This window comes from Pseudomonas sp. S2_A10, from assembly GCF_054668465.1.
On the sequence record NZ_CP162773.1, the window covers coordinates 5,608,763 to 5,628,624 of the forward strand.

The following is a 19,862-nucleotide window of genomic DNA, read 5'->3' on the forward strand; positions in this document are numbered from 1 at the left end:
TGCGTCCGTTTTTTTTGAGAGCCGGGACGCAGAGCGTCCCTTGAGGCATTCCCACGCAGAGCGTGGGAACGATCATTGGAGAGAACGCGCTCTAGAAATCCCGCTTGTAGAAAATATCCAGCGAACTCGCCACGCCGCTCGCCGCTTCGACGTAAACCTTCTTGCTCAGCTTGTAGCGCAAGGCAATGGTGCTGGCCGGTTCGAAGACGCCGACGCCGTAGCGCAGGCTGAGTTTTTCGGAGATGTTGCCGCTGGCGACGACGCTGGTGTCATTGCCGCTGCCCTGGGTGTCGAGCTGGAAATCCTCGATGCCCAGATCCTTGGCCAGACCACTGGTGACCCCGGCGCTGCCCATCAGGCCCAGGCCCAGCGCGGCTTGCGCGAGCATGTTGTTATCTTCGCCGCTGGTGCTCAGCGGACGGCCCAGCACCAGGTACGACAGCGCCTGTTCCTGACTCATCGCCGGTTCGGAGAAGATCTGCGTGGTCGGCTGTTCGGCGCTGCCGCTCAGGCGAATACCGGCGATGACGTCGTCGGTCTGGCGGATCGCTTCGATGTCCAGATACGGCTGGTCGATGGGACCGGCGAACAACAGACGCGCGCGACGCACGGTCAGGCGCTGGCCGTAGGCGCGATAGCGGCCGTCGTTGAGCCAGAGTTCGCCACGGGTGTCCATGTTGTCGCCGATGTGCACCTGACCTTGCAGATTGGCGGTCAGGCCGAAACCGGCAAAGCTCAGCTTGTCCTGGCCGACGATCACGTCGATGTCCATTTTCATCGCGATCGGTGGTTTGCCCTCTTCGGTCTGTGCGCCGACGATGATCGTGTCGTCGGAGACTTTTACCGTTGATGGCGGCAGCTCGCGCACGGTGATTTCGCCTTTCGGCACCAGCACCTTGCCAGCAACTTTCAGCTCATCGCCGGCCATGGAAATCTTCAGGTCCGGGGCCATTTCCAGTTTGGCGTAGGGCTCGACGCTGACCGGCAATTGCGTGCCCTTGAGCGCCAGATCGACCACCAGCGCCTGCCCCCAGGCGACGTTGCCGTTGAGGCTGCCCTTGCCAGTCTTGCCGCTGTTCCAGCCTCCGTCCAGGCGCATCGATTCGCCGGCGATCGCCGCAGTCAGTTGCAGATTCTGCAGCTCCATCGGCAGTTCGGCGCCGCACACTTCGCCATCGCTGAGCTGCACGGTGCCGTTGACCAGCGGTGCGAGCAGGCCACCGGAAATAGTGCCGCTGCCGTTGAGCCGGCCGGTGAGTTTTTCCACCATCGGCACGAACGGCCGCGCCACCGACAGATCGAGGCCGGAAAGGCGGAACGAGCCGCTCAGCGGTTTGTTCTTCGGCAGCGGATTGAGCTGCGCCTGTACCAGCAATTCGCCGAGTTTGCCGCCGACAAAATTGAGCTCGGTGTCGACGCGCTTGGGCGTGAGCTTGCTGCTGAGTTTGAGGGTCTGGTAGGGGAAATCCAGCCAGCGATCCTTGTCGCGCACGCGCAGGGTGCCGCCGCTGGCGTCGACACTGACCACGCCGTTCGGGCCGCTCGCCGGCAAGTCCAGTTGCAGATCGGCGTTGAGCCGGCCCTGCCAGGCGAAGTCCTTGGGCAACCATTGCGCAAGGCTTTCGATCGGGAATTGCTTGAGGTGATAACGCAGCTTCGGCTCGGGCATCAGGCGCTGGTCTTCGCCACACAGGCTGGCGTTGCCGGACAGCCAGCAATGCGCGCCGAAATTGATCTGGCCGTCCGCCAGGCGCTCCAGTCTGGCCGGGCTTTGCAGCTTCCAGTCCTGGCCACCGGCCTGAATGTCGCCACTGGCCAAGCGTCCGCGCCAGTTGCCCTTGTCCAGATTGCCGTCCAGCCCCAGCGCCAGTTTCAGCTTCGGTCCGATCAGGTCGAGGTTGAGTTTCTGGCTTTTGATATCGCCCTGAGCACTGGCGGTCAGGGTGCCGAGCGAAGTATCGCCGGTCTGAATGCCGCTGCCTTTGAGATTGATCTTCGCCCGCTGCGCACTGTCGAGCGTGGCGTCGAGGTTGAGGCTTTGCAGGCGATTGTCCTGGAAGGCCAGTTGCGAACCTTGCAGATCAAGCTTGCCCTGTGGCGCCTTCAGCGTACCGGCGACGTTGATCTGGCCGTTGACCTGCCCGCGCAGTTGCGGCCAGAGCTGGGCCAGACGCGGCAGCTTGATGTCGATCTGCCCGCCGAGTTTGTCCTGCAGGCTGCCCTTGCCGTTGATGCTGTTATCGCCGAGGCGGATCTGCAGGGCATTGAGGTTCCAGCGCTCACCCGCGCCGTCAGCCTTGGCCTGCAGAATCGCCGGTTGGCCGCGCAATTTGCCTTTGAGGTCGAGGTCGGCGCTGAGACTGAGCTGATCATTCTTCATCTCGCCCTTACTCTGCAACGGCCCGGCCAGCGTGCCCGGCAGTTCGGCGACCCAGTACGCCGGGTTGAGCGCCGACAGATCCAGCGCGGTATCCCAGGCGATGCCGTCGGCGAAGCGCACATTCACGTGCCCTTCGGCCCTGCCCTGCCCGGCCTGCATGACCAGTTGCGGCAAAGCGATCTGTTCCAGACTGCCGCTGAACGGACTGCTCAAGGTGAACGCCCCGGCCGGACCATCCAGCGCAGCGTCGAAATTACCGAGATACTGGCCGTCGGTGTAGGACACTTCGCCAGTGAAAGTACGCAATGCGACTTGCGGCTCGGCGATTTCCGGATAGAGCCGATGCCACGGGAAGTCTTGCCAGTTGATATTGGCCTGAGCGCTGAGGCCTTTGCTCCAGTCGACGTTGCCGGTGAGCTTGAGGCTTTGCTTGTCGTTGGCATTAAGGTCGAGCCCGGCGATCTGCGCGCCGTTGGCGTCAACCTTGCCCTTGAGCAGCAGCGCCACCGGTGATTTCTCGGCGGGCAACGATGCGTTGCCGAGCAGTTGGTAACCGTTTTTCAGGTCGCCTTCGCCCGTGAGCACAAGCTGATTGAATTGCAGGGTGTCCGGCAGATCGGCGCTCGGCTTGAACGCATCGCTGGTGATGCGCAGCTTGGCCGGCAGGTTTTCCGCCAGCGCTTGCAGCTCGCCGTTCAACTGGCCGTCGAGGTAGCCGCGGCTGTCGGCGTGCAGGTTGAGGGTTTTCAGCAGGTCGCCGTCGACTTTCAGCGCCAGCGTCCACGGCTCGCTGCCGGGAGAAGGCAAAGTCAAATCGCCCTGAATCGTCAGCGGCCAGTTGCCGCTCGGTTGCAGCAGGCCGGACAGGTTCAGGCTGAGCTCGTCGCGCTGCAATTTCACGCTGTCGATCTGCAGGCCCTGAGCAGTCCAGTGCGCCGCCAGTTGCAAGCCCTTGAGCTGTTCGCTGCCGTTGAACAACAGGCTGCCGACCTCGACGTCGCCCAATTCGATGGCCAACGGCAATTGCAGGTCCGGCAGTTTGATCGGGCCGCTCTCGGTGGTTTCTTCGCTCGGCGGGAATTGCAGGATCACCTGATCGGCCTTGAGCTGATCGATGCACAAGGTCATGCGCGTCAGGCACAGCGGCGACCAGGCGAAGATTGCCTTGTTCAGCTCGACGCGGCTTGTGTCCTGCTGCCACACCAGGTGATCGGCACTCCACTGCCCAGCGAGGCGACCGTGGAAATTCTCCACGGTCAAGCCGGGCACAAGGCCCAGCGCCCAACGACTGCCGGCCTGCGTGCCAAGCAGTGCGGCCAGGCTCAAGACGATCAACAAGACCAGCGCCAACAAAGTCAGCGCCGTTATTTTCACACCACGCTTCACAGCTCAGGCCCCATGGAAAAGTGCAGCCGGATGCCGCCGTCGTCGTCCAGCGCATGGGCCAGGTCAAGGCGGATCGGCCCGACCGGCGAGACCCAGCGCACACCTACACCGACCCCGGTCTTGAGGTCGGGCAGTTCGAGTTTGTTGAAAGAGTTGCCTTGGTCGACGAAGGTCGCGACCCGCCATTTCTCGGCGATCGAATACTGATACTCGACGCTGCCGGCAATCATGTAACGGCCACCGATGCGGTCGCCGTCAGAGTTTTTCGGCGACAGGCTCTGATAGTCGTAACCGCGCACGCTCTGATCGCCACCGGCAAAGAAGCGCAGCGACGGCGGAATCGAGTTGTAGCCGTTGGTGGCGCTGCCGCCGACCTGCACGCGACCGAGCAAGCGGTGCTTGTCGAACACCGTGGTCAGGCCCTTGACCAGCGCGGTGCCGTATAAAAGGTTGTTGTCCGAACCGAGGCCTTCCTTGGCCACTTTGCTTTCGAAGCTCAGGCGATAGCCGTTACGCGGGTCGATGCGGTTGTCGCTTTTCAGATAGGAATAACTGATGCCGGGCATGAGCAACGTGCTCAGGCCGGAGTCGTCGCCGAGTTCGTATTCTTCACGTTGCCATTTCAGCGAGATCACCCGCTGCCAGCCGCTGGGCAACTTGCTGTGCCATTCCGGGCCGAAAGTCAGCAGTTTGCTGAGGGTGTCGGAGCCTTCGATATCTTCGAACTGATAGCCGCCGGCCCAGCGCAGTTTGTCGGTCAATGGCGGGTCGAGCGGGATGTCGTAGAACAGCCCGACGTTCTGCCGGGGCGCCGAGAGCTCGGCCTCCCAGCCATAGCTGTCGCCCTGCGGGTTGACCCAGTGACGCGTCCAGTTGGCCTTGATCCGTGGCCCGACGTCGGTCGAATAACCGAGGCCCAGGCCCATGGTGCGCGGCTTGCGCGTGTCGAGTTTGACGGCGACCGGAATCACATCGTTCTGCGCTGCCGTCGGTGCCGCGTCGACGCGCACGCCTTCGAAATAGCCGCTCGATTGCAGATCGCGATTGAGTTCGGCGATCAGTTCCGAATCGTAAGGCTCGCCTGCCTTGAACGGCACCATGCGTTGCAGCAGGTCTTCGTCGAACGGCGTGTCGCCCTCGAAACTGACTTTGCCCAGCGCATAACGCGGGCCGCTGGCGTAGATCAATTCGATATCGGCGACACCTGCGCGCGGGTCGACCATGAGTTTCTGGCTGGTGAAATGGCCACTGAAGTAACCGAAGCGCGAGGCCTGATTTTGAATCACGCGCTTGGCGTCTTCGTAACGGCCATGGTTGAGCACGGCGCCGGACTTGAGCAGGTCGCTTTTCGGCACGCGAAAGGATTTCTGCGAGGCTGCCGGGCCATCGACGCGCACGGTGACGTTGCGCAGGCGAATCGGCTCGCCGGGATCGATGTTCAACACCAGACGCGGTTTTTCTCCGCCCTTGACGTCACTGTCGATCTGCGGCTGGTAGTAGCCCAGCGCCTGAGCCGCTTTGCGCGCCTGCTCTTCGGCGCCGCGACTGAAACGCAGCAAGGCTTCTTCGTCGCGATCGCCGAGGCTGCCGATATAGCCTTCTATATTGGCCTTGAGTTCATCGTTGGACGGCTTGATCCGTACATCCAATTCACTTTGCGCCAGCGCCGCGCAACTGGATAACAGCATCAGCACGCCGCTGGTAAATCTTCGTGGAAACTTCATAGGCGCGGATGCTATCACGGGCTCGGGAGCCTGATAGAACAGGTAATTTGTGAAGAAGTTCGATCATTATCCCGTTGCTGTTTGTAACACCTGCGGATTGGCGTGGAAAAATACGTGTTCGCGCACCGGCCCGACGGCAACCTCGCCGATCTCCTGATAACCCTGCCTTTTATAGAATTCCAGGTAGCGTGGGTTGCCGGTGTCGAGCACCACGCCTTGCGATGTTTCATCAACGGCGCACCAGTTGTGCACGGCAGTGAGCAATTGTTCGCCGTAGTGCTTGCCCTGAAACTGCGGGTGCACACCGAGCAGCGGCAGCATGTGCACCGAATCACCCGGCACGCATGCAGCAACGGCATCGTGGTATTCCAGATAACGCCGGGTGCAGCGAAAACCGGTGCTGAGCACCATGCGCAGGCGCCATGCCCAGCTTTCGGTAACGCCCAGGCGCCGTTGCGGCGGTGCGATCAGGGCGATGCCGATCAAGCGATCGTTGACCAACAGGCCGATCGCCGGCAGGTCCTGGAGAAAATGCTGTTTGACCAACTCGCGCACCGTCGCGCGCACCCGTTGCTCATAGCCGGGACGTTCGGCTTCGAACAGGTAGCCGAAGGTCGGCTCGTGGCGATAGGCCTGATACAGCAACGAGCGGGCTTCGCGCGAATAGCCGCGGTCGAGCATGTGGATGTCGGCAACGGCGGTCTGGGTTTCAGGCATTGCAGTGATTCTCCCCGGGGGCGCGCTCGGAGGCTGGCGCGCTTGTTGGTACGAACCTTGGGCGGGTGATGTGGTTCCCCTGACAGGTTAGACCAGCCTCGGATCTTCATCGACTGGGCGGGCCTCATCGCTGGCAAGCCAGCTCCCACAGTGTCTGCGTCGTTCACAACATTTACATACACCACAGAAACCTGTGGGAGCTGGCTTGAACTGGTCAAGTAATATTGGACACCAGTTAGGGTTTTTCAGGCCGCCATTTTCTCCATGGCGACCGGTGACCGGTAGTTGTTGTAGCTATGGAGTCTGGTGTTGTTGTAGCGCATTAGGTAGCGCTGCAAATCAACCCGTGCTTCGTACTCGGAGCGGTACCCCGCTTCAGGTACCCACTCCGATTTCAGACTTCCAAAGAAACGCTCCATCGGTGCGTTGTCCCAACACTCTCCCTTGCGACTCATGCTCTGCCTCAGCCCGTGCGCTAGCAGCTCATTCCTGAATTTATGGCTGGTGTACTGGCAGCCTTGATCGGAGTGAAACAGCACGTCTTTAGGTCTGCCTCGCAACTCAACGGCCATTCGTAAGGCCTCACAGGTCAGTTCCGCATCCGAGATCATTGAAAACGCCCAACCCACCAGTCGGCGGGCGAAGAGATCCAAAACCGCAGCGAAATACATCCACCGGGTGCCGACCTTGATATACGTGACATCGGCGCACCACACCTCATTGATTGATGTGACATCGAACTGGCGCTTGAGCACGTGCGGTGCGACCAAAGCCTCTACGCCTGATGATTTGTATTTATGGCGCCGGCGCTGACGGCTAGTCACTCCGGCTTCACGCATCAAACTACGAGCCATGTACCGCCCGACTCGATGTCCTTTGGCCTGTAGTTCCCGGGAAAGGGTGCGTGCCCCGGCCGATGCTCTCGATTCCTTATGATGCTCAACCAGCATGGCTTTGAGTTTCTCCCGCTCAGGACTCACCTTGCCTTGGCGCTGACGCCAGGCATAAAAGCTGCTGCGGCAAACATCAAACACACGGCAACAGTCGTTAACGCCGTATAGCTCTGCCAGCTCATTGATCAATGAGAATGATCTTTGGCGTCCAATAGCAGCAGAGCACTGGCTTTTTTTAGGATTTCAATATCCCGGTCTTTTTGCCTGAGCAAGGCTTTGAGTTCTTGAATCTCTCGGTGGTCAGCTGTAATCGCTTTGGCCCCCACCGGCGTTGTACCCAGGCGCTCTTTGCGAACCTGGGCGACCCAGCGACGCAACGCGGTAGGGCCGATGTCTAGACTGGCACAGACTTCGGGAACCGATATCCCCTCGTCCAATACCATGCCGACAGCCTTGAGTTTGAATTCAATTGAATAAGAGTTACGCATATCCGAACACCTCAGATTTGGACGCCATCATAGCGCCTGATTGAAGTGTCCAAAATCATTAGGCCAGTTCAGCTTGCCAGCGATGGGGCCGGGACAAGCGCTATAAATCCCACAGGTGAAATTGATTTCTCCCACACTGGCCCATCTCCCCCATGTCAGCTAGCATCGCCCTTTTGCCAGGACTGCCGACCATGAAGATTGTTTCCTTCAACATCAACGGACTGCGTGCCCGTCCGCATCAGCTGGCAGCGCTGATCGAAAAACATCAGCCCGACGTGATCGGCCTGCAGGAAACCAAGGTCCACGACGACCAGTTCCCCCTCGAAGACATCCGCGCCCTCGGCTACCACGTGCACTTCCATGGCCAGAAAGGTCATTACGGGGTCGCCCTGCTCTCGCGCAACGAACCGATCGCCATCCACAAAGGCTTTGCCACCGATGAAGAAGACGCGCAACGGCGCTTTATCTGGGGCACTTTCGCTGATGCCAATGGCGTGCCGGTGACGATCATGAACGGCTATTTCCCACAAGGTGAAAGCCGCGACCACCCAACCAAATTCCCTGCCAAGGAGCGTTTCTACAGCGACCTGCAAGCGCTGCTGGAAAGCCAGTTCCACAATGAACAGCCACTGGTGGTGATGGGTGATGTGAACATATCCCCGGAAGACTGCGACATCGGCATCGGCCCGGACAATATGAAGCGCTGGCTGAAAACCGGCAAATGCAGCTTCCTGCCGGAGGAGCGCGAGTGGATGGCGCGCCTGAAAAACTGGGGCCTGACCGACAGCTACCGTCACCTCAATCCCGACGTGAGCGACATGTTCAGCTGGTTCGACTACCGCAGCCGTGGCTTTGAAGATGAGCCCAAACGCGGCCTGCGCATCGATGTAATTCTGGCTTCCCATGGCCTGCTGCCACGGGTCAAGGATGCCGGCGTGGACTACGAACTGCGCGGCATGGAAAAGCCATCGGACCATGCGCCGATCTGGCTTGAGCTGGCCTGAGGGAATTTTCATTGTGGGAGCGAGCCTGCTCGCGAATGCGGTGGATCAGCGACGAATTTTTCGACTGACACGGCGCCTTCGCGAGCAGGCTCGCTCCCACAGGTAATCCCCTGTCATATTTCGGTCACGCGCCTGACTTAATCTCCCCGGCAATCCCCTTGGCTTGATTCGGTGCCGGCATGACCCTGCGTGTTCTCTGCATTTTCCTGTTGAGTGGCTGGTTGTCGATCTACGCCGCCGCCCTGCCGATCCCCGAAAACGGCCCGGCTCTACGCATTCAGGGCTCCAACACCATCGGCGCCGATCTCGGTCCGGCGCTGGTCGAAGGTCTTTTGCAGGAACAAGGCCTGCTGAAAATCCACCGCGAAACCCCGGACACCGCCAACGAACAACGCATCGTCGGCCAGACCGCACAAGGGCAACGCGTGATCATCGAAGTCGCCGCTCACGGTTCCAGCACCGGTTTCGCTGCGCTGAAAAACGCCAGCGCCGATCTAGCCGCCTCTTCCCGTGAGATCAAAGACAGCGAACTGCTTGCCCTGCAAGCCCTCGGCGATCTGAAAAGCCCGGCGGCCGAACAAGTCATTGCCATCGACGGCCTGGCGATCATCCTCAACCCGGCCAACCCGCTTGAGCAGTTGAACACCGAGCAACTGGCGCGGATTTTTGCCGGCGAAGTGAAAACCTGGGAAGAACTCGGTGGCCGTGGCGGCGCCATTCATTTATATGCGCGGGATGATCAATCGGGGACGTACGACACGTTCAAGGAACTGGTCCTGAGCCGGCGTGGGAAAAGTCTCGGCAGCGCGGCGAAGCGTTTCGAATCCAGCGAGCAATTGTCCGATGCGGTCAGAAACGATCCGCAAGGTATCGGCTTCATCGGCTTGCCCTATGTGCGTCAGGCCAAAGCCGTGGCGATTGCCGATGGCGCCTCGCAAGCGATGCTGCCGCTGAACAGTCTGATCGCCACCGAAGACTATCCGCTGTCGCGGCGCTTGTTCTTTTATCTGCCGCCGGACAGCCGCAATCCGTGGGCGCAGGCGTTGGCCAGCTTTGCCCAGAGCCCAGAGGGTCAGGCGATCGTCGCGGCCAGCGGTTTTGTCAGCCAGACCGTACAAGCCATGAGCGTGGCGCCGAATGCGCTGATGCCCGAGGGTTACCAATCCCTCAGCCGGCATGCCCAGCGTCTGACAGTGAATTTCCGTTTTGCCGAGGGCAGCGCCAGTCTGGACAACAAGGCGCGGCAGGATCTGGCGCGGGTGCTCGACTATATAAAGCGCCATGGCAAGACCGAACGGGCGGTTACGCTGGTGGGGTTTGGTGATTTGAAGGATGACCCGGCGCGGGCCGATCTGCTGTCGAAGCTGCGAGCGATGGCGGTGCGGCGCGAGCTGGTCAGGAACGGTGTGGTCATGCGCGAAGTACGCGGCTTTGGTGCGCTGATGCCGGTGGCGACCAACAGTGCGGATGAGGGGCGGATCAAGAACCGGCGGGTTGAGGTTTGGGTGTATTGATCCTGACGCCTGATCGTTCCCACGCTCCGCGTGGGAACGCATCCCGTGACGCTCCGCGTCACAGTGGACGCAGAGCGTCCATGGCGGCATTCCCACGCAGAGCGTGGGAACGATCAGATGTTCACTGTAGATCCTTGTGGGAGCGGGCTTGCCCGCGATGAACGATAACGCGGTGTTACTGGCCGCTACGCAGCATTTCCTTCGGCACATACTTGCCGATCTCGAACTTGCCAATCGCCGCGCGGTGCACTTCGTCCGGGCCGTCGGCCAGACGCAGGGTGCGCTGCATCGCATACATGTAGGCCAGCGGGAAATCGTTCGACACCCCTGCCCCGCCATGCATCTGGATCGCCCGGTCGATCACCCGCAGGGCGACATTCGGTGCGACGACTTTGATCTGCGCAATCTCGCTTTTCGCCACTTTGTTGCCGACGGTGTCCATCATGTACGCCGCTTTCAACGTCAGCAGACGCGCCATGTCGATCTCCATCCGCGAGTCGGCGATCTTGTCGATGTTGCCGCCCAGACGCGCCAGCGGTTTGCCGAATGCGGTGCGGCTCACCGAGCGTTTGCACATCAGTTCCAGCGCACGCTCGGCCATGCCGATCGAACGCATGCAGTGGTGAATCCGCCCTGGGCCAAGGCGACCCTGAGCGATTTCGAAGCCGCGTCCTTCACCGAGCAGAACGTTTTCGTACGGCACTCGAACGTTGTCGAACAGCACTTCGGCGTGACCGTGCGGTGCGTCGTCGTAGCCGAATACCGGCAGCGGACGGACGATTTTCACCCCGGGGGTGTCGACCGGCACGAGGATCATCGAATGCTGGGCGTGACGCGGCGCGTCGGGGTTGCTCAGGCCCATGAAGATCAGAATCTTGCAGCGCGGATCGCAGGCGCCGGAGGTCCACCATTTCTTGCCGTTGATCACCCACTGATCGCCATCACGCACGGCCCGGGCGGCCATGTTGGTCGCGTCGGAAGATGCCACGTCGGGCTCGGTCATGGCGAACGCCGAACGGATCTCGCCGCGCAGCAGCGGCTCGAGCCAGCGCTGTTTCTGCTCTTCGTTGGCGTAGCGCACCAATACTTCCATGTTGCCGGTGTCCGGCGCCGAGCAGTTGAACGGCTCCGGCCCCAGCAGGGAACGGCCCATGATTTCCGCCAATGGCGCATATTCGAGGTTGCTCAGGCCGGCGCCCAGCTCGGACTCAGGCAGAAACAAATTCCACAGCCCTTCAGCCTTGGCCTTGGCCTTGAGCTCTTCCATGATTGCGGTCGGCTGCCAGCGATCGCCCTCGGCGACCTGGCGTTCGAAAACCGCTTCGGCCGGGTAAACGTAAGTGTCCATGAACGCAGTCACGCGCTCACGCAGTTCCTGAACCTTGGGCGAATAAGCGAAATCCATGGGTAGTTACCTTCTCGGGCAGAGGTTGTTCAAGTCATGCAATCGATGCTAGAACAGCGCTGATCATTTACCTAGCCTATTCTCGGCGTGTATAAACATTCATCACCAATATATGATCCGCTGATCGTCAGCCCCAAAACACTTGCACTTAATAACAAGAGAAGCCGCGTTATGAATCTGAGCAAGGTCGACCTGAACCTTTTCATCGTCTTCGACGCGATCTACACCGAAGCCAACCTGACCCGTGCCGGGCAGATTGTCGGCATCACCCAGCCGGCGGTGTCCAATGCCCTGGCGCGGTTGCGCGAAACCTTCAACGACCCGCTCTTCGTGCGTACCGCTCAGGGCATGGTGCCCACGCCGATGGCGCAGAACATCATCGGCCCGGTGCGCAACGCCCTGTCGCTGCTGCGCGTGTCGGTGCAGGAAAGCCGCATCTTCAACCCGGCGCAGGCGGCCAAGACTTACCGCATCAGCATGACCGATTTGACGGAGGCAATCATTCTGCCGCCCTTGTTCCAGCGTCTGCGCCGCCTGGCGCCGACGGTGATCATCGAAAGCTTTCTGTCCAAGCGCCGGGAAACCACCAAGGAACTGGCCGCCGGGCGTCTGGATTTCGCTGTGGATGCGCCGCTCAACACCGACCCGCAGGTACGCCACGTCAAGCTGATGGACGACCGTTACGTCTGCGCCATGCGCAAGGGCCATCCAATGGCGGGCAAGGAAAAACTCAGCCTCGATGACTATTTGTCGCTGACTCACATCCATATTTCCAGCCGCCGCAGCGGGCTGGGTTATGTCGATCTGGCGCTGGGCAAAATGGGCATCCAGCGCAAGATCGCCCTGCGCTCGCAGCACTATCTGATGGCCTCGCAAGTGATGCAGCAGACCGACATGGTCATGACCGTGCCGGAACGCTTCGCCCGCCGCCATGATCTGCAATCGTTCAATTTGCCGGTGAATGATGTGCCCTCGGTGGAAACGCACCTGTATTGGCATGAGAGCACCGACCAGGACCCGGCCAACCGCTGGATGCGCGAGCAGATGATCGAGTTGTGCCAACAGGTGACGGCGCAGGAGAAGAAGCTGGAGAAGGTGTAGGGCTTTTTTACCGCGTTATCGTTCTTCGCGAGCAGGCTCGCTCCCACAATGAATTGCATTTCATCTGAAGGAACGCGGTCGAATGTGGGAGCGAGCCTGCTCGCGAAGAGGCCTGTACGGACACCCCAAAACCATCCCGCTTGACGTAAACGTAAACCACCGATTAGCTTAGCGCCATGCCCCTTTTCCGAGCGCTTTCATGAGCAGTCAGACCTATAGCATTTCCGACCTCGCCCGCGAGCTGGACATCACCACCCGGGCGATCCGCTTTTATGAAGAGCAAGGCCTGCTCAGCCCCGAGCGTCGTGGCCAGGAACGTATCTATTCGCCGCGCGACAAGGTCACTCTGAAGCTGATCCTGCGCGGCAAGCGCATCGGTTTTTCCCTGGCCGAATGCCGCGAGCTGATCGAGCTCTATGACCCTTCCGGTGGTAACACCAAACAGCTCAACAGCATGCTGGCGAAAATCAGCGAACGCCGCGAACAGCTCGAACAGCAGTTGCTGGATATCGAACAGATGAAGCTCGAGCTGGACACTGCTGAAGAGCGCTGCGTGCAGGCATTGGAGCAGACGCTCAAAAGCCAGCAAATAGCCCAGTAGTCTGGCACTACACCTCTCCCTGTGGGAGCGGGCTTGCCCGCGATGGCGTCGGGTCAGTCAACATCATTGCAGGATGTTCCGGCCTCATCGCGGGCAAGCCCGCTCCCACAGGGATCACCACGAATCCACGAAGCAGGTCCCACCCATGTCCCTCCCCTCCCAAGTACGCCTGATCGAAGTCGGCCCGCGCGATGGCCTGCAGAACGAAGCCCAACCGATCAGCGTCGCTGACAAAGTGCAACTGGTCGATGCCCTGAGCGCCGCCGGGCTCGGCTATATCGAAGTCGGCAGTTTCGTCTCGCCCAAGTGGGTGCCGCAGATGGCCGGCTCCGCCGAGGTGTTCGCGCAAATTCAGCGCAAGCCCGGCGTGACCTACGGCGCGCTGGCGCCGAACCTGCGCGGCTTTGAAGACGCGCTCGCCGCCGGAGTCAAGGAAGTCGCGGTGTTCGCCGCCGCCTCCGAGGCGTTCTCGCAGCGCAACATCAATTGCTCGATCAGCGAAAGCCTGGCGCGGTTTGCGCCGATCATGGAGGCCGCCAAACAACACGGCGTTACCGTGCGCGGTTACGTTTCCTGTGTGCTGGGCTGCCCGTATGAAGGCACGGTCGCGCCGGAGCAAGTGGCGATGGTCGCGCGCGAGCTGTACGCGATGGGCTGCTACGAAGTGTCGCTGGGCGACACCATCGGCACCGGCACGGCGGGCGCGACCCGGCGCCTGTTCGAGGTGGTCTCGGCGCAGGTACCACGGGACAAGCTTGCCGGGCATTTCCACGACACCTATGGCCAGGCCATGGCCAATATCTACGCCAGCCTGCTCGAAGGCATTGCGGTGTTCGACAGCTCTATCGCCGGCCTTGGCGGCTGCCCTTACGCCAAAGGCGCGAGCGGTAACGTCGCGACCGAAGACGTGGTGTACCTGCTGGATGGCTTGGGCATCGAGACCGGTATCGACCTGGACGCCTTGATTGCTGCGGGCCAGCAGATCAGTGCAGTGCTCGGCCGTCCAAGCGGTTCGCGAGTGGCCAAGGCACGCAGCGCGCAGTGAGGTGTTACCGCTGGGTCAGTGCTGTGGGCAAAAGCGAGTAACACGGAAACAAATTGTCTGGCTTTGCCCTGGGGTGAAAAAGCCCGAAAAACTTAAATCACTGATTTATAAGACTTTTTAAAAGTTGGCACGACACCTGCTATCTCTATGGCATAACAAGAATAAAAAGCCGCAAACCAATAAAAACAAGACGAAACGACTCTGACATAACAAGAACAACACGGCAGAGACGCAGCTAACAGATTTTTTTGGAGAAGGTGTGCTTTTCAGGGTGCTCTCAGGAGTGACCCGCAACCGGGCAGAGAACAATAAAACTACCTTCAGGTAGCTCCCGAATCGGTTGGATCGTTAAACGAGAAAGCAGATCAGCGCTCAAAAAAATACGTTTGCTCTTGACCCCGGATGGGGGTCGCCAAAAAGCTGTACAGGGCCACGGTTGCCAAAAACAACAACAGACCGACCCTCAATAATAAAAAGAGCACGCAACGACAAATTAAAGGGGAGCTTCGGCTCCCCTTTGTGCTTTCTGCAATTCCTGAATCCCCCGATCCCTGTGGGAGCTGGCTTGCCAGCGATTGCGGTAGAACATTCAACATTGATGCTGGCTGACCTGACGCCATCGCTGGCAAGCCAGCTCCCACAGGGTTTAGGTTACCGCTCGGTTATTTTCAGCTCCTCGATACTGATCTCACGCATCCTGAATTTCTGGATCTTGCCCGTCACCGTCATCGGAAACGCGTCGACGAATTTGAAGTAGCGCGGTGTCTTGAAATGGGCGATGCGCTCCTTGCACCAGGCTTGCAGCTCCAGCTCCGAGGCGCTGTGGCCGGGGTGGAATTTGATCCAGGCGACGATTTCCTCACCGTAGCGCGAGCACGGAATACCGATCACCTGCACGTCCGCCACCGCCGGATGGGTGAAGAAGAATTCCTCCAGCTCACGGGGATAAACATTCTCGCCGCCACGAATGATCATGTCCTTGTTACGCCCGGCGATGTTGACGTAACCCTCCTCGTTCATGCTCGCCAGGTCGCCGGTGTGCATCCACCCCGCCTCATCGATGGCTTCGGCGGTGGCCTGCGGGTTGTTCCAGTAGCCGAGCATCACGCTGTAGCCGCGCGTGCACAGTTCGCCAATGGTGCCGCGCGGCACAAGGTTGCCGGCGGTGTCGATGATCTTGCTTTCCAGTTGCGGCTGGGTGCGGCCGACAGTGGTGACACGCAACTCCAGCTCATCCGCCGGCCCGGTCTGCAACGACACCGGACTGGTTTCGGTCATGCCGTAGGCGATCTGCACTTCGCTCATGTGCATTTCGTTGATCACCCGGCGCATGACCTCGATAGGACAGGTGGCGCCGGCCATGATCCCGGTGCGCAGGCTCGACAGGTCGAAAGTCTGCCGCTGCGGCTGATCGAGCATGGCGATAAACATGGTCGGCACACCGTACAGCGCCGTGGCTTTTTCTTCGGCCACCGCTTGCAGGGTCAGGGCCGGATCGAAAGCGTCATTGGGGTAAATCATCGTGCTGGCGTGGGTGACGCAACCGAGGTTGCCCATGACCATGCCGAAGCAGTGATACAGCGGCACCGGAATCACCAGACGATCGGCAGTCGTCAGGCCGAGGCTTTCGCCGACCATGTAGCCGTTGTTGAGAATGTTGTAGTGACTGAGGGTCGCGCCCTTGGGGAAACCGGTGGTGCCGGAGGTGTACTGGATGTTCACCGGTTGATCGAAATGCAGACTGGCGCTGCGTTCGCGCAATTGATCGGGCGAGAGGCTGACGGCCAGATCGCTGAGCTGCGACCACGGCAGAAAACCGGGCGGCGGATTGGCATCGAGGCTGATCACGCCGCGCAACTCCGGCAGGCGTTCGCTACGCAGCTGACCGATGGCGTGCTCAGCCAATTCCGGCGCCAGGCTCTGGAGCATTTCGTGGTAATTCGAGGTTTTGAACGCTCCGGCACAGACCAGCCACTGGCAGCCGGATTGCTTGAGCACGTACTCGAGTTCGGAGCTGCGGTAGGCGGGATTGATGTTGACCAGGATCACGCCGATCTTCGCCGTGGCGAACTGGGTGATGCACCACTGCGCGCAATTCGGTGCCCAGATACCCAGGCGATCACCGGTCTGCAAGCCCAGTGCGAGCAAGGCCCTGGCCTGCTCATCCACCGCCTCGGCCAGTTGCCGCCAGGAGTAACGCAACTGTTGATGGCGCACCACCAAAGCCTCGCCGTCCGGGTATTGCGCGACAGTCTGATCGAAGCGCTGACCGATGGTCATCGCCAGCAGGGCTTTGTCCTGAGAGCCACGGGTGTAGCTGCGCTGCGGGTTTGCACTGGGTAGATCCATGACGACCCCTATTGTCTTTATTAGTGGGTTTTCCCGGTTTTGAATCCCTGTGGGAGCGAGCCTGCTCGCGAATACGCTGCGTCATTCAGCCTTGAGGGCGACTGATACAGCGCTTTCGCGAGCAGGCTCGCTCCCACCAGAAACAAACCGATATCTGATCCTGAACTGTCCTTACTCTCGCCCAAGTTGACGCTTACGTAAAGCCGATTGACAGTCGAACTCCGGAAGCTTTACGTTAACGTAAAGCTGAACGCCGATTCGTCGTGCGCTCCACCCGATAAAAAAGCCAAAAGGTGCCTCATGAGCTATCCATCCCTGAATTTCGCCCTCGGTGAAACCATCGACATGCTGCGCGATCAGGTGCAGTCCTTCGTCGCCGATCAGATCGCCCCGCGTGCCGCGCAGATCGACCACGACAACCTGTTCCCCGCCGACATGTGGCGCAAATTCGGTGACATGGGCCTGCTCGGCATCACCGTGCCGGAGGAGTACGGCGGCGCAGGTCTGGGTTACCTCGCGCATGTGGTGGCGATGGAAGAAATCAGCCGTGGCTCGGCGTCGGTGGCGTTGTCCTATGGCGCGCACTCCAACCTTTGCGTCAACCAGATCAACCGCAACGGCAACCACGAACAGAAAACCAAATACCTGCCGAAGCTGATCAGCGGCGAGCACGTCGGCGCCCTGGCGATGAGCGAGCCCAACGCCGGTTCCGACGTGGTCTCGATGAAGCTGCGCGCCGACAAACGCGGCGATCGCTTTGTACTCAACGGCAGCAAAACCTGGATCACCAACGGCCCTGACGCCAATACTTACGTGATCTACGCCAAGACCGATCTGGAAAAAGGCCCGCACGGCATTACTGCGTTCATCGTCGAGCGTGACTGGAAAGGCTTCAGCCGCAGCAACAAGTTCGACAAGCTCGGCATGCGCGGCTCCAACACCTGCGAGCTGTTTTTCGATGACGTCGAAGTACCGGAGGAAAACATTCTCGGCGTGCTCAACGGTGGCGTGAAAGTGCTGATGAGCGGCCTCGATTACGAACGCGTGGTGCTTTCCGGTGGCCCGACCGGGATCATGCAGTCGTGCATGGACCTGATCGTGCCGTACATCCACGACCGCAAGCAGTTCGGCCAGAGCATCGGCGAATTCCAGCTGATCCAGGGCAAAGTCGCCGACATGTACACCCAGCTCAATGCCAGCCGTGCCTATCTGTACGCGGTGGCCCAGGCTTGCGAGCGCGGCGAAACCACGCGCAAGGACGCTGCCGGGGTGATCCTCTACACCGCCGAACGCGCCACGCAAATGGCCCTCGACGCGATCCAGATTCTCGGCGGTAACGGCTACATCAACGAATTCCCCGCCGGCCGCCTGCTGCGCGACGCCAAGCTCTACGAAATCGGCGCCGGCACCAGCGAGATCCGCCGCATGCTGATCGGCCGTGAACTGTTCAACGAGACGAAATGAATTTCGTCAGCTGCAAGCCGCAAGCTGCAAGAGAACCACGCTCTTGCCCCAACCTGCAGCTTGCCGCTTGTAGCTAGAAGCTGCTTACGGAGTAAGCCCCATGATTCTGCACACTCAGCTCAACCCGCGTTCAGCGGAGTTCGCCGCCAACAGTGCGGCGATGCTCAAACAGGTCGACGCGCTGCACACCTTGCTCGCTCAAGTCGCGCAGGGTGGCGGTGTCAAAGCGCAGGAACGCCACACCTCGCGGGGTAAATTACTGCCGCGCGAGCGCATCAATCACTTGCTCGATCCGGGCTCGCCGTTTCTCGAAATCAGCCAACTGGCCGCCCATGCGGTTTACGGCGAAGACGTGCCGGCTGCCGGGGTGATCGCCGGGATCGGTCGCGTTGAAGGCGTGGAGTGCATGATCGTCGCCAACGATGCGACGGTGAAAGGTGGCTCGTATTACCCGCTCACCGTGAAAAAACACCTGCGCGCGCAGACCATCGCCCAGCAGAATCGCCTGCCGTGCATTTATCTGGTGGATTCCGGTGGCGCCAACCTGCCGCGTCAGGACGAGGTGTTTCCGGATCGCGAGCATTTCGGGCGGATATTCTTCAATCAGGCCAACATGAGCGCCATGGGCATCCCGCAGATCGCTGTGGTGATGGGTTCGTGCACCGCAGGCGGCGCGTATGTGCCGGCGATGGCAGACGAAGCGATCATGGTGCGCAACCAGGCGACGATTTTCCTCGCCGGCCCGCCGCTGGTAAAAGCCGCGACCGGCGAAGTGGTCAGCGCCGAAGACCTCGGCGGCGCCGATGTGCACTGCAAGACCTCCGGCGTGGCCGACCATTACGCCGAGAACGACGAACACGCCCTCGCCCTCGCCCGCCGCAGCGTCGCCAACCTCAACTGGCGCAAGCTCGGCGAGGTGCAGCAACGCACACCGATCGCGCCGCTGTACGCCAGCGACGAGTTGTACGGCGTGGTTCCGGCTGACGCCAAGCAGCCATTCGATGTGCGCGAAGTGATCGCGCGGCTGGTCGACGGTTCGGTGTTCGATGAATTCAAAGCGCTGTTCGGCACCACGCTGGTCTGCGGTTTCGCGCACTTGCACGGCTACCCGATCGCGATTCTGGCAAACAACGGCATCCTCTTCGCCGAAGCTGCGCAGAAAGGTGCGCACTTCATCGAACTGGCCTGCCAGCGCGGCATTCCGCTGCTGTTTCTGCAGAACATCACCGGTTTCATGGTCGGCCAGAAATACGAGGCCGGCGGCATCGCCAAGCACGGCGCGAAACTGGTGACCGCGGTGGCCTGTGCCAAGGTGCCGAAATTCACCGTGATCATCGGCGGCAGCTTCGGTGCCGGCAACTACGGTATGTGCGGGCGCGCTTACGATCCGCGTTTCTTGTGGATGTGGCCGAACGCGCGGATTGGCGTGATGGGCGCCGAACAGGCCGCCGGTGTGCTGGTGCAGGTCAAGCGCGAACAGGCCGAACGCAGCGGTCAGGCGTTCAGCGCCGAGCAGGAGACCGAGATCAAGCAGCCGATTCTCGATCAGTACGAAGAACAGGGTCACCCTTATTACTCCAGCGCTCGGCTGTGGGACGACGGCGTCATCGACCCGGCGCAGACCCGCGATGTACTGGCCCTGGCCTTGTCCGCGTCGCTGAACGCGCCAATCGAATCGAGCCGCTTCGGCGTGTTCCGGATGTGATGTTTTTTTGTGGGAGCGAGCCTGCTCGCGAATGCGCTCTGTCAGGCAGCGGATAGATCGACTGATACCCCGCTTTCGCGAGCAGG

At 60.5% G+C, this 19,862-nt stretch carries 14 protein-coding genes; 7 read left to right on the plus strand and 7 right to left on the minus strand.

Annotation, left to right across the window (positions count from 1 at the left end; all coding sequences use genetic code 11):
• Positions 1-91: 91 nt before the first annotated feature.
• From AB4N41_RS25115 to AB4N41_RS25135, 5 genes are all read right to left on the minus strand, one after another.
• Positions 92-3,766, minus strand: a complete 3,675-nt coding sequence (locus AB4N41_RS25115; RefSeq protein WP_460138165.1) for a translocation/assembly module TamB domain-containing protein — start codon at positions 3,764-3,766, stop codon at positions 92-94.
• Entirely contained in the window at positions 3,763-5,490 is a 1,728-nt protein-coding gene (locus AB4N41_RS25120) for an autotransporter assembly complex protein TamA (protein ID WP_252876574.1), read from the minus strand. The genes AB4N41_RS25115 and AB4N41_RS25120 overlap by 4 nt, the downstream gene beginning before the upstream one ends.
• A 66-nt stretch (positions 5,491-5,556) precedes the next feature.
• Positions 5,557-6,207: a GNAT family N-acetyltransferase gene (locus AB4N41_RS25125; protein WP_041477100.1), complete on the minus strand. Its 651-nt coding sequence runs from the start codon at positions 6,205-6,207 to the stop codon at positions 5,557-5,559.
• 245 nt (positions 6,208-6,452) lie between these two features.
• Positions 6,453-7,289: an IS3 family transposase gene (locus AB4N41_RS25130; RefSeq protein ID WP_041475818.1), complete on the minus strand. Its 837-nt coding sequence runs from the start codon at positions 7,287-7,289 to the stop codon at positions 6,453-6,455.
• The gene (locus AB4N41_RS25135; protein ID WP_252876575.1) at positions 7,286-7,588 is read right to left on the minus strand and encodes a transposase; all 303 of its coding nucleotides are present in this window, start codon (positions 7,586-7,588) and stop codon (positions 7,286-7,288) included. The genes AB4N41_RS25130 and AB4N41_RS25135 overlap by 4 nt, the downstream gene beginning before the upstream one ends.
• Before the next feature lie 191 nt (positions 7,589-7,779).
• On the opposite strand from AB4N41_RS25135, the gene xthA reads away from it, so the two are divergent.
• Both xthA and AB4N41_RS25145 read left to right on the plus strand, forming a co-directional pair.
• Positions 7,780-8,592, plus strand: coding sequence for an exodeoxyribonuclease III (gene xthA, locus AB4N41_RS25140; RefSeq protein ID WP_041477104.1), 813 nt, complete (start codon positions 7,780-7,782; stop codon positions 8,590-8,592).
• A 179-nt stretch (positions 8,593-8,771) separates the two neighbouring features.
• The gene (locus AB4N41_RS25145) at positions 8,772-10,106 is read left to right on the plus strand and encodes a substrate-binding domain-containing protein (RefSeq protein ID WP_252876576.1); all 1,335 of its coding nucleotides are present in this window, start codon (positions 8,772-8,774) and stop codon (positions 10,104-10,106) included.
• Positions 10,107-10,281: 175 nt separating this feature from the next.
• On the opposite strand, the gene AB4N41_RS25150 is transcribed toward AB4N41_RS25145, so the two are convergent.
• Positions 10,282-11,511 carry an acyl-CoA dehydrogenase gene (locus AB4N41_RS25150; RefSeq protein WP_016775307.1) on the minus strand — a complete coding sequence of 410 codons (1,230 nt, stop codon included), beginning with the start codon at positions 11,509-11,511 and terminating at the stop codon, positions 10,282-10,284.
• A 171-nt stretch (positions 11,512-11,682) separates the two neighbouring features.
• Here AB4N41_RS25150 and AB4N41_RS25155 point away from each other — a divergent pair, with 171 nt between their 5' ends.
• From AB4N41_RS25155 to AB4N41_RS25165, 3 genes are all read left to right on the plus strand, one after another.
• Entirely contained in the window at positions 11,683-12,612 is a 930-nt protein-coding gene (locus AB4N41_RS25155) for a LysR family transcriptional regulator (RefSeq protein WP_056788837.1), read from the plus strand.
• A 199-nt stretch (positions 12,613-12,811) separates the two neighbouring features.
• Positions 12,812-13,213, plus strand: coding sequence for a MerR family transcriptional regulator (locus AB4N41_RS25160; RefSeq protein ID WP_041477108.1), 402 nt, complete (start codon positions 12,812-12,814; stop codon positions 13,211-13,213).
• A 145-nt stretch (positions 13,214-13,358) separates the two neighbouring features.
• Positions 13,359-14,258, plus strand: a complete 900-nt coding sequence (locus tag AB4N41_RS25165; protein ID WP_252867878.1) for a hydroxymethylglutaryl-CoA lyase — start codon at positions 13,359-13,361, stop codon at positions 14,256-14,258.
• Between the two features lie 651 nt (positions 14,259-14,909).
• On the opposite strand, the gene AB4N41_RS25170 is transcribed toward AB4N41_RS25165, so the two are convergent.
• On the minus strand, positions 14,910-16,607 hold the full coding sequence (locus tag AB4N41_RS25170) for an AMP-binding protein (protein ID WP_460138168.1): 1,698 nt from the start codon (positions 16,605-16,607) through the stop codon (positions 14,910-14,912).
• 300 nt (positions 16,608-16,907) lie between these two features.
• Here AB4N41_RS25170 and AB4N41_RS25175 point away from each other — a divergent pair, with 300 nt between their 5' ends.
• Entirely contained in the window at positions 16,908-18,071 is a 1,164-nt protein-coding gene (locus tag AB4N41_RS25175) for an isovaleryl-CoA dehydrogenase (protein WP_024013438.1), read from the plus strand.
• A 100-nt stretch (positions 18,072-18,171) separates the two neighbouring features.
• Positions 18,172-19,776 carry a carboxyl transferase domain-containing protein gene (locus AB4N41_RS25180; protein ID WP_252876578.1) on the plus strand — a complete coding sequence of 535 codons (1,605 nt, stop codon included), beginning with the start codon at positions 18,172-18,174 and terminating at the stop codon, positions 19,774-19,776.
• The last annotated feature ends 86 nt before the right edge of the window (positions 19,777-19,862 follow it).